At 56.4% G+C, this 11,412-nt stretch carries 7 protein-coding genes; 5 read left to right on the forward strand and 2 right to left on the reverse strand.

The genetic code is table 11. From position 1 onward, the window contains the following. Nucleotides 1-18: 18 nt before the first annotated feature. The 3 genes from hflX (at nt 19) to HMJ29_RS05105 (ending at nt 4,797) form a co-directional block, all read left to right on the forward strand. Nucleotides 19-1,365, forward strand: coding sequence for a GTPase HflX (hflX, locus tag HMJ29_RS05095; protein WP_171590455.1), 1,347 nt, complete (start codon nt 19-21; stop codon nt 1,363-1,365). Nucleotides 1,366-1,646: 281 nt separating this feature from the next. Continuing rightward, complete coding sequence (locus HMJ29_RS20600) at nt 1,647-2,939, forward strand: M43 family zinc metalloprotease (protein ID WP_171590456.1); 1,293 nt, start codon at nt 1,647-1,649, stop codon at nt 2,937-2,939. A gap of 151 nt (nt 2,940-3,090) precedes the next feature. Beyond that, nucleotides 3,091-4,797, forward strand: a complete 1,707-nt coding sequence (locus tag HMJ29_RS05105; protein WP_171590457.1) for a GEVED domain-containing protein — start codon at nt 3,091-3,093, stop codon at nt 4,795-4,797. A 167-nt stretch (nt 4,798-4,964) separates the two neighbouring features. Here the strand turns inward: HMJ29_RS05105 and HMJ29_RS05110 are convergent, their stop codons facing one another. Next, entirely contained in the window at nt 4,965-7,055 is a 2,091-nt protein-coding gene (locus HMJ29_RS05110) for a T9SS type A sorting domain-containing protein (protein ID WP_171590458.1), read from the reverse strand. A gap of 321 nt (nt 7,056-7,376) precedes the next feature. Here HMJ29_RS05110 and HMJ29_RS05115 point away from each other — a divergent pair, with 321 nt between their 5' ends. Both HMJ29_RS05115 and ppk1 read left to right on the forward strand, forming a co-directional pair. Beyond that, complete coding sequence (locus HMJ29_RS05115) at nt 7,377-7,871, forward strand: SixA phosphatase family protein (protein ID WP_171590459.1); 495 nt, start codon at nt 7,377-7,379, stop codon at nt 7,869-7,871. A gap of 75 nt (nt 7,872-7,946) precedes the next feature. Beyond that, entirely contained in the window at nt 7,947-10,034 is a 2,088-nt protein-coding gene (gene ppk1, locus HMJ29_RS05120; RefSeq protein ID WP_171590460.1) for a polyphosphate kinase 1, read from the forward strand. Nucleotides 10,035-10,110: 76 nt separating this feature from the next. Here ppk1 and HMJ29_RS05125 read toward each other — a convergent pair whose 3' ends face one another. After that, a complete protein-coding gene (locus HMJ29_RS05125; RefSeq protein WP_171590461.1) occupies nt 10,111-11,262 on the reverse strand; it encodes a DUF6268 family outer membrane beta-barrel protein in 1,152 nt (383 codons plus the stop codon). Between the last annotated feature and the right edge of the window lie 150 nt (nt 11,263-11,412).

Raw genomic sequence — 11,412 nt, forward strand, 5'->3', positions numbered from 1 at the left:
TCACGTAGCTCACTTCTTATGGCTAATAAACCTGCCTCAAAAGGCCGCAAGCGTGGCAACAGCACCCGCCACCCCGGCGCCACCGATGGCGTAAAAGGCCGCGCAGGTCGCATTTTGGCCAAGGCCAACCAAGATGGCACCTACGACACAGCCCTGGAACAGGAAACCGCCGTGCTGGTAGCCGTGCCCGATAAACGCCAGCCCGATACTCAAACCCAGGAATACCTCGACGAACTAGCGTTCCTGGCCGAAACGGCCGGCGCCAAAGTCATCAAGCGCTTTGTGCAGCGCCTCGAAAAACCCGACATCCGCACGTTTGTGGGGGAGGGTAAGCTGGCCGAAATCAAAGCCTATGTGCAGCACCAGGATATTAGCATGGTCATTTTTGATGATGACCTTTCGCCCTCCCAGCTGCGCAACCTGGAGGCCGAGCTGCAGGTTAAAATTGTAGACCGCTCCCTGCTCATCATTGATATTTTTGCCAGCCGGGCAAAGTCGGCCACGGCCCGCACCCAGGTAGAGCTGGCCCAGTACCAATACCTACTGCCCCGCCTCACCGGCCTCTGGACTCACTTGGATAAGCAGCGCGGTGGGGGTGTAAGCCAGCGCGGACCGGGTGAAACAGAAATTGAAACTGACCGCCGCGTAGTGCGCGACCGGATAGACCTGCTGAAGGAGCGCCTCAAGGACTTTGATAAGCAGAGCAACACCCAGCGCAAGTCGCGGGGGGGCATTGTGCGGGTAGCACTGGTAGGCTATACCAACGTGGGCAAAAGCACCATTATGAACATGCTAAGCCGCTCTGAGGTGTTTGCCGAAAATAAGCTGTTTGCTACCGTCGACTCAACGGTGCGCAAGGTGGTGCTCGAGAACATGCCATTCCTGCTCTCCGACACCGTTGGGTTTATTCGTAAGCTGCCTACCCGCCTGATTGAGAGCTTCAAGAGCACGCTTGACGAGATCCGGGAAGCCGACCTGCTGGTACACGTAGTAGACATCTCACACCCCACGTTTGAGGAGCAGATTGCAGTGGTGAACGAGACCCTGAAGGATATTGAAGCTGCTGACAAACCCATGCTGCTGGTCTTCAACAAAATTGACTTATACAACCCCGAGACCCCGGTGGAGCACCACGGTGGCTTTGAAGGCATGAACGAAGATGAAGACGCCCCAGCTGCGCGCCCAACTCTGGAGCAGCTAAAGGCTACGTACATGGCTAAAATGCACGACCCGGTTATCTTCATTTCAGCCCAGGAGCGCGAGAACATTGATGAGCTGCGGGCTTTGCTGGTACGGCACGTATCGGCTATTGCGCATCAGCGCTACCCCAATGTGCATCCCATCTCGGAGACTGAGGAAGATTAGCTCCTGTTGAATTGCTTTTGAGCCCCTGGTGGCGGCCTTGCACATGCAAGGCCACCACCAAGGGCTTATTTTTTTACCCGTTACCAATCCGCAGCAATCAGTTCTCAGCTTGGTCCCAGACCATAACAAGACTACCTCCACTCTTAACTTTGCCAACAAAAAGTATCCATTATTGAGATTATTGCATTATATTTTGGTATCAATTGAAAGTATCGCAACCTTTTCTACTCTCTGGAGTACATCCTTCACTTTCCTTTTTCCTTTTCCACAACTACCTACGCATGAAGAAAACCTTTTACTCTCTCACTCTGCTGGCTCTTTGTACTGGCCTAGCCGCTCCCCTGCAAGCCCAAGATCTGCAGTTCAACAAAACGAGCCGTCTGACTCCCAATCAGCCACTGCAGCGGCAGTGTGCTACCATGGAGGTGTATGAGGCGCAGATAGCCGCCGACCCCACCCTGCCCAAGCGCATGGCTGCCATTGAAGCTCAAACCCGTCAGTTTGAGGAAGGCTTTACGGCCCGGCGGCCTGGTTCCACTAGTGCTACTGGCACCGTTACTATTCCGGTGGTAGTGCATGTAGTATACAACACGGTAGCCCAAAACGTATCGGCAGCACAGGTTCAGGCACAGATTGACGTGCTGAACCAGGACTTCTCCAAGACCAACGCCGATGCCAGCCTGATTCCGTCGGCTTTTGCGGGTGTAGCAGCCAACACCAATGTGCAGTTTGTACTCGCCAAGCGCGACCCAAACGGCAACGCTACCACTGGCATTGAGCGCACCCAAACCAAAGTATCGTCCTGGAGCTCTAATGATGCCGTAAAGAACGCCAAGCGCGGCGGTGCCAATGCCTGGCCGGCCAGCCAATATCTCAACCTGTGGGTGTGCAACCTGGGCCAGGGCCTGCTGGGCTACGCCCAGTTCCCGGGTGGCCAAGCCAGCACCGATGGCGTAGTGGTACTGTACTCCTCACTGCCCGGCGGCTCCGCGAAGCCCTACGACAAAGGCCGTACGGCGACGCACGAGGTAGGCCACTGGCTGAACCTGCGCCACATCTGGGGTGATGCCAGCTGTGGCAACGACCTGGTCTCGGACACGCCCACCCAGCAAACCAGCAACTACGGCTGCCCCTCTTTCCCGCACGTAACCTGCTCCAACGGCAGCAACGGCGACATGTTCATGAACTACATGGACTACACCGACGACGCCTGCATGTATATGTTTACCCAGGGCCAGTCGACGCGCATTAATGCCTTGTTTGCTTCCGGCGGAGCCCGCGCCTCTCTGCTCACCTCAACTGGCGGCACGGCTCCTACGGCAGTGGTAGCTAAAGCTCCTGAAGTAGAGCTGTACCCTAACCCTGCCAGCAACCGCCTGCAGCTGAAATCAGGCACTGAGCAGGCCAGCGCCCAATGGGCCGCCAAAGTTTATGACCTGCAGGGTCTGGAAATGAAACAGGTGCGCACCGAGAATGCCACTACTCTGGATGTTGCCGCGCTGCCAGCCGGCCTCTACCACGTTATCCTCACCGACGGGCAGACGACGGTACACCGCCGCTTCCGCAAAGAATAACGGCTCCTACGCCTTAATCTAACAGCCTGGTCTATCCTAAGTAGACCAGGCTGTTGCGTGGTGACCTATGCGGCTATGGTCCGCATGGCGTCACTCCCCCTATTGCCCCCGCTCCACTCCATTCTTTTCCCCACAACCAAATACCCTTTTTATGAAAAAAGCCATTTACTCAATGGCCCTGGCTGGCTTATGCCTGGGCATGGGCTACACCGCCGAAGCGCAAAAGGTACGGCAGTGCGCCACCATGGAAAATCTGGCCGCCCAACTAGCCGCCGACCCAGGCCTGGCCCAGCGCCTAGCCGCCATTGAGAGCCAGACGCAGCAGGCCGAGGCCAACCCCGTGGCCCAGCGGGGCACCACAGCTACGCTCACCATTCCGGTGGTAGTGCACGTGCTGTATAACACTACGGCCCAAAACATTTCTGACGCCCAAATTCAGTCGCAGATTGATGTGCTGAACGAGGATTTCAACAAGCTCAATAGCGACGTGAGCAAAACGCCCGCGGCTTTTGCAGGCCTAGCGGCCAATGCGGGCATTCAGTTTACCCTGGCCAAGCGTAGCCCCAGTGGCACCGCAACCACCGGTATTGAGCGCAAGCAAACCAGCACCACCAGCTGGGGCACCGACGACCGGATGAAGAGCACCACCACCGGCGGCCTCAACGCATGGCCGGCTGGCCAGTACCTTAATCTGTGGGTGTGCAACCTGAGTGGGGGCGTGCTGGGCTACGCCCAGTTCCCGGGTGGCGCGGCCAGCACCGATGGCGTTGTTATTCTCAGCTCGGCTTTCGGGCGGGGCGGTTCGTCATCGGCTCCCTTTAACCTGGGCCGGACGGCGACGCACGAGGTAGGCCACTGGCTGAACCTGCGCCACATCTGGGGTGATGCCAGCTGCGGCAACGACCTGGTCTCGGACACGCCCACCCAGCAAACCAGCAACTACGGCTGCCCCTCTTTCCCGCACGTAACCTGCTCCAACGGCAGCAACGGCGACATGTTTATGAACTACATGGACTACGTGGATGATGCCTGCATGTACATGTTCTCCAACGGGCAGTCGTCGCGCATGAACGCGCTGTTTGCTTCCGGCGGGGCGCGAGCTTCATTGCTCACTTCGGCCGGCGGCACGGCTCCGGGCGGCACTACTCCCACCACTCCTACGTACTGCGCGTCAAAGGGCAGCAGCGTATCGTATGAGTGGATTGACCTGGTACAGCTAGGCTCCATCAGCCGCACCTCGGGCGCTAACGCGGGCTACTACGATGGTACGGCCCTGGGCACCACTGTAACAGCCGGAACTTCACAGACCATCAGCTACTCGGCAGGCTACAGCTCTTCCGCCTACACTGAGTACTGGAAGGTTTACATCGATTACAACCAGGATGGCGACTTCACGGATAGCGGCGAGTTGGTGGCCAGCCGCAGCAGCTCCTCTTCCAGCACGCTCACCAGCACCTTCACGGTACCTGCTACGGCTAAGAGCGGCAAAACCCGCCTGCGTATAGTCATGAGCGACGCTTCGGCCACTACTAGCTGCGGCAGCTACAGCTACGGCGAAACCGAGGATTACAGCATTACCATCTCGGGTGGGGCAGCTCGCCAGGCGGGCGCTACGGCCGAAACGGCAGGCTACCGCATCTTCCCGAACCCGGCGACCGATGTGCTTAACATTGAAGTACCGGCATCGGTGCAGAACAGCGCCGTATCGGTGAAGGTGTATGATGTACGCGGTGCCGAGATGAAGCAGGTAACTTTTGATGGCAACCTGCTAACCGTGGGTGGCCTAGCCAAGGGCGTGTACCTGCTCCGCATTGATGATGGCCAGCAGGTGTCACATCAGCGCTTTATCAAGGAGTAAATGCTCTCAGGCAACGCCTAAGGCTAACTCCTTGTAGTAGCCCTATAGCGTGTCAGGCCACTTGTAGGTCCTTTTGGCTCGCTTAATAAGCTTGTCACACAAACCGGCCCCTCTTCACTTAATGAAGAGGGGCCGGTTTGTGTGACAAGCTTATTAAATACTACGGCTTATTGCTTGCAGAAATGTTGTCGCATAATGCCAGCGCTGGACTGCACCTGCAGCAGATATAGCCGGGCCTCAGGTAGTTGCGCTGTAGGCACCTGCAGTAGCGAAGTACCGGCTGGTGGCAGCATTCGCTGCTCCTGCCACAGCACTCGGCCTGTAACATCCAGTATGCGCATAGTCACGGGCCCACTGAGAGGTGCTGAGAAGCTTACGTTCACTTCCGAAACCGCAGGATTAGGATATAGCCGCATGCCTGCTGAAGCGCTTTTGCCAGGTAACAGGCTAGCCACCGTTACCACACTGCTGTACTGTGCTTTGCCATCTATATCCACTTGGCGCAAGCGGTAATACGCAGTGCCAGCGGCAGGCTCTACGTCGGTAAACAGGTAATTCAAGCGTGTTGTGCTGGTACCCGCAGCCACCACGTGACCTATTGGCTGAAAAGTGCGGCCATCAACGCTACGCTCAACTTCAAAATACGCACTGTAGCGCTCAGAGGCTGTGGCCCAGCGCACCTGCACCTGCCCATTTTGCAGCGTAGCCACAAAGCGAACCAGCTCAACGGGCAGCGGCGTCTGCAGCACTACTGGCGGAGAACTAGCGCAGGCCGTGGCTGGGTTGTACGCAATCTGGATAGCATTTCCTCGTGCTAACAGGCCTACAGCATAAGAATTTACCAAACGCTGGTCGCCCTTGTTAGCACCCCAGCGGTGGCTGGCAGCTACCGTGTTGCTCCCAATAGGGTTGATGTAAGGAGTCGAAAAATCAGGCCCGAGCAGGGAGTCGTTCCAGAAGACATAATCCTGAGCGCCTTGATTGCCGGGGCGCACATCCTGCACCGAAATACCAGTTGTAGGAGCCTGCTCACAATCCCATATAGGAAAGTTAACGGGACCTACCCCACTGGAGAAGGTTATGGTTAGCGTGGTTTGCGTTATGTTAACCCCTGAGTCAGTCTTGCCGTCCCACTCGTAGGTATTGTTGCCAACTACCGTAGACTTTTCCAGCACCCGATCCTGGGTTCGATCATACTGCCCGTTAGAGTCGCCATCGATGAAGACTATCCCAAAACCCGCCTGATCTACATTAAGCGTGAACGTAGTGACGCCATTGGCGCAAGTAGTTGTAGCAGTAGGATTACCGGGCCGGGGAGAGGTTGGATAGATTGTCGGATCGGGGTTGTTGACGAAGAGCTTGTACTCCGGATAACCGACGTTGGTTACCTGGCTCTTGCGCTTGGCCTTGAAGTTGCCGGCTACAGTAGTGCCCTGGCTGTTGGCCACCAGAATTACACCAAACGGTTGAATACCAGCGTAGCTCACCCGCTTTACAAAGAAGCTGTTGTTGCCGAAGTTAGGGTTCGGAATCAGGGGATACAAGCCAAAGGAGGTAGACAACTCATTGGTGCCGCCCGCCGCCGTAAATGACCATTGCTTTGAATACAACCGGCCCGTTTTCTCACTAGTAGCATCACGTACCGTAAAATCCCAGAGGTCGTACCAAGCCTTATTCTGGGTAGCTGTCACTGCCCCCGTACCATCTACCTCCATAAATTCAATCCAGAAATCCTGGTCGGCATTGGTGGTGTTGGTATAGCTAATTGGGTTGTAGCCTGCAGTTGGGCCGCCGGTATAGCGGGGGCCAGCGGCCGCTTCTTCGGGTGTGGCAATAACCCCCGGTCCGGCCGCCAGATTAGGCTGCTCCTGCGCTGTGGGCTGCGGTGCAAGGGGCTCAAGATAGTTGGTATTCACTACCGTCTCGGTGGTGCCTGTGGGTGAATATTTGAGTTGCAGCCGCAAACGCCCTGGGTTGCCGCTGTTCGTCCGGACGCGCCGCACTCCGTAGTACAGCGTCTCGCCGGCCTTCACTCGAATGTAGAGACGCTGGTCTGCGGGGGCCCCCTCCTTCAGAAAGTACTTAGAGTTGGAATTGGGGTCGGTTACGCCGCCATCATTATGTTGGAGGTAGCCAATGTAATTGTTCTTGCCCGTAGCCGTACCCCGGGTACCGATTCCAGGCGTTAGGTTCTTTGAGCCCTCAGCCCAGGCAGCAGTGAAACTTGCTGCGCTAAGGGCAGTAATGAAGGCTCCCACACGTAGACTGCGGCATAATGTGCAAATAGAAAGTAGCTTCATAGCAAATGAATAGAGTGGAAAAGACCGCCTACTAGTGTGCTACAGCTCAAGTATAGCACAACAGTAGACTGGCAAATTTAGGCTGCAGAAACGGCACAATCTACTGATCATTAAAACATAACACTTAATCTATATTTACTTCCTTTTTGAACTATTACAGTGCCGCCAGGCAGCTATAGGCACAACCACCTGACAGCCTGCCCCCCTGATGCTGCCGCAAACTTTTTCCCTCGTCTCTAGTAAAAAAGCCTGCTTACCCTTTACTTTCTCCCTCCCTGTATGAAGACCTTATACCTGATGCGCCACGCTAAGTCAAGCTGGAGCTTTGATGACCTGACCGACAAAGAACGCCCACTTAACAGCCGCGGACGCGACGACGCCCCCGCCATGGGCCAGGCCTTGGCCGAGCGCGACATCCGGCTGGATCTGGTGGTGGCTTCCCCTGCCGTGCGGGCCCTAAGCACGGCTGCGCTGGTAGCCAAAGAAGTAGAGTACCCGCCCGAGAATATTCAGGTGATTGACCGGATTTACGAGGCTGAAGTAACGGACCTGCTGGATGTGGTGCGCCAGCTGCCCGACGGCGCCGACTCAGTGCTGCTGGTAGGCCACAACAACACGCTCACGGAGTTTGCCAATGTACTCTCTCCTAACCCGGTGCCGGAGATGACCACGGCCGCTATTGCTTGCCTCAAGTTTACCTGCGACCGTTGGGCCGATGTGAACCGCACAAATGCCGAGCTGTACTTCTACGACCACCCCCGCCACGAGAATTAATAAGAAAGTAACGCCTGCCCTGCAAAGCAGGTGCGCTATTTGCAGGTGCTACAGCTTGCTACTATCACCTAACTCATGGAAGAAACCAAACAAGGGCGCCCTCAGCTACTAAACCGCGAACTGAGCTGGCTGGCCTTTAACCGCCGCGTACTGCAGGAAGCCCAGACGCCGGAGGTGCCGCTGCTGGAGCGCATTAAGTTTCTGGCCATCTTTTCCAGCAACCTCGATGAGTACTTCAAAGTGCGCGTGGCTACCCTCCGCCGCCTGGTGAAGCTGAAAAAGAAAACCCGCGCCAAGCTGGGCGAAGACCCCGTGGAGCAGCTCCATGATTTGCTGGCCGAAGTGGGAAGGCAGCAGCAGGAGTTTGGCGATACGTTCCGCAACGGTATTTTACCGGAGCTGCGCAACCAGCACATTCACCTGATATCCGAGCACGACCTGACGGAGGAGCAGCACCAGTGGGTGCTGCAGTACTTCCGGGAGCACGTGCAGGATTTGCTGTCGCCCATTATCCTCGACGATAACCTGCATCACTTGTTTCTGCGCGACCAGAGCGTGTACCTCACCTTTTTCCTGGCTCAACCCACTGAGAAAAAGAAGAAGCACGATGATGAGCGCATTGTTGTAATGGAGCTGCCTACCAAGCGCCACGGCAGCCGGTTTGTGCAGCTCCCGGCCCAGGGCGAGGAGAAGTACGTGATGTTCCTGGATGACGTAATCCGGTGCGGTGCGGCTGAGATGTATGCCAAGTACCAGAAGGTGCAGGTGCACGCCCTAAAACTCTCCCGCGACGCCGAGCTGGACATTCAGGAAGAGGTATCGGGCAATATGCTGGCCAAGATCAAGAGCAGCCTGCAGAAGCGCGAAACGGGCTACCCTGCTCGCTTGCTTTATGACCCCGCCATGCCCAAGCAGGTGCTGCGGGCCATTATGCAAAAAACAGGCATCGGGCAGGAAGAGCTGGTAGAGGGCAGCCGCTACCATAACTTCCGCGACTTCTTCGGTTTTCCTGATCTAGGCCTCTCCCACCTTAAGTACGAGGCCCAGCCCCCACTGCCCCACCCCACGCTGCCCCGCACGGGCAAGCTGCTGCCCGCCATTGCCGAGCGCGACCACCTGCTGCACCCGCCCTACCAGTCATTTGATTACGTGACGCGGCTGATTACGGAAGCGGCCAAAGACCCGCAGGTTAGCGGCATTAGCATTACGCTCTACCGCGTTTCCAATAAGAGCGAGGTAGCCAAAGCCCTGCTGAAAGCCGCCAAAAACGGCAAGCAGGTAACGGTGGTAGTGGAGCTAAAAGCCCGGTTTGATGAAGAGTCAAACATGTTCTGGGCCGAGAAGCTGCAGAAAGCGGGCGCTAACGTCATCTATGGGATTCCGGAGCTGAAAGTACACAGCAAGCTGCTGCTGATTACCCGCGGCGAGGAAGACCAAAACAAGCTCTACGCTTATCTCAGCACAGGCAACTTCAACGAGGTAACCAGCCAGATCTACGCCGACCACGGCCTGTTTACGGCCAACCCCGAGATAACCCATGAGGTAGCCGAGGTTTTCCGCTATTTCCATGACCGCCAGGATAAAACCGGCGTATTCAAGCACCTCTTGGTGGCCCCGTTTGAGTTGCGCGAAAAGCTGGTGGCCCTCATCGACCATGAAATTTCCCTGGCCAAAAAGGGCAAAGAGGCCTACATCATCTTGAAGCTCAATGCCCTGCAAGATGAGCGCATGATTTTGAAACTCTACGAAGCCAGCCAGGCCGGCGTACGCATTGAGTTGCTGGTACGCGGTATCTCGTGCGTAATTCCGGATCTGGCGGGCCAGAGCGAGAACATCAGTCAGCGGGGGCTGGTAGACCGCTACCTGGAGCACGCCCGCGTGTACGTATTTGGCAATGGCGGCCAGGAGAGAGTGTACGTGGCTTCCTCTGACTGGATGGCCCGCAACCTTGACCGCCGCGTGGAAGTGGCCTTCCCTATTCTGCAGGATGACCTGCGAGCAGAGGTGCGCCACCTCCTAGACCTGCAGCGCCAGGATAACGTGAAATCTAGAGACTGCCACAACAATTTTATTGGCCGTGATGAGGCAGAAGCCGGAAAGATCAGGGCCCAGCAAGAGACTTACCAGTACCTGAAGAAGCTCAGCCAAAAGAAGCGCAAATAGCCAATTCAGGTAGTAGTAAAAAACAAAAGCCCCATCTACTCAGATGGGGCTTTTTTTGGCGTCTGAATCTACTGGCCTAGCGGCCTCCGGCCGTTTTGCGCAGGAACTTGCGCGGGGGTACTAAGAACACCTCTAGGCTGGCATAGGGTGCTCCGCCAAGAGTGTTTTCAATCACCTTGGGGCGGGTGCCGCCGCCCAGGCTAAACAGCGTGCCTTTGTTGCCGTCTTTATCGAAGGCATTAAATGAGTAGTTGTAGCGGTAGCCGCCCTCCAGGCCAAACCAGAGGAAGTCATAGATTTCCCGCTCCATGCGCAGCCGGAATTTCACCTCGGTTTCGCGCACAATCAGAGTTTGCAGGCCATTCATCAGCGGCTCGCGCAGCTTAATATTGTAGTTAAGACCATCAACGGTGTAGCCCCCAAAAAACAGCGTTTTGGGAGAAGCATTATACCGGAAGGTAACCCGGGCCGGAAACAGCGCCTCTACGCCCCAATGCGGGTTGAAGGTGCGGTTATACAGCACTACCGGGTACATGCTCTGGCGCCCAAAGGTGTAGCCTAACTGGGCACCAATACCCCAGGCAAAGGTGGGGCTGCGCTTCCAACCATAAATAAACTCCCCCGACATCTTCAGGTAGTCCGGAATGTCAAGCTCTGAGGAGGTATAGTCGCCGTTCAACTCGCCCTTAATGCGGGCCAGGTACCAGTGCGTTTCATCAATGGGCCTGATCACGGCCAGCTGCGTGCCAATTACTTTCAGCCCTTTGTCCTCCAGGTTGCGGTAGTAGGTAGAGTTGTTGGGCTCCTTGAATTGAAACTCCTCCCGGTCATAATTGAGGCCTATCACCACTTTCAGGTGCGGATGATTCCAGACGGGGATATAGCCCTTGATAAAGGCCCGGCGGTTTTTAGTAACAGTGGTAGAAGCCTTCTGGGCCGGATCCCGGTCGTTGATAGTGGAGTTAATCTTGAAATCAGAGAGGCTCTCAATATGGGCTACCACGCCTTTGCTGGGCCCCATCCCGATTACGCTGGGTACGGCAAACTCCCGGTCCTGGCCTACCTGGTCGGCGGCGGCCGTGTCGCTGGCCAGGGGGGCGGGAGGCGGGTACACGGGCGGCGTGGTGGGCGTAATCTGGGCCTGAGCCGTTACAGCCCCTCCTAACAGAACGGTAGCAATGGTCAGCGGACATGCATACCGGGCAAACAGCGTCGAGAAGTTGGTCATAAACGGGAAGAATGGAGGGGAGCTAAACGACGAAAAGACGTTAGGCTAGCCTTAACGTCTTTTCGGGAAAAAGGATGAGCAAGAAGCCGGGTTAAACCCCGCAAACGTGAATTAACGCCAGGTTGCGCATGGCTGTACTAGCCTGGCTAG

Source organism: Hymenobacter taeanensis, from assembly GCF_013137895.1.
Lineage (GTDB): Bacteria > Bacteroidota > Bacteroidia > Cytophagales > Hymenobacteraceae > Hymenobacter > Hymenobacter taeanensis.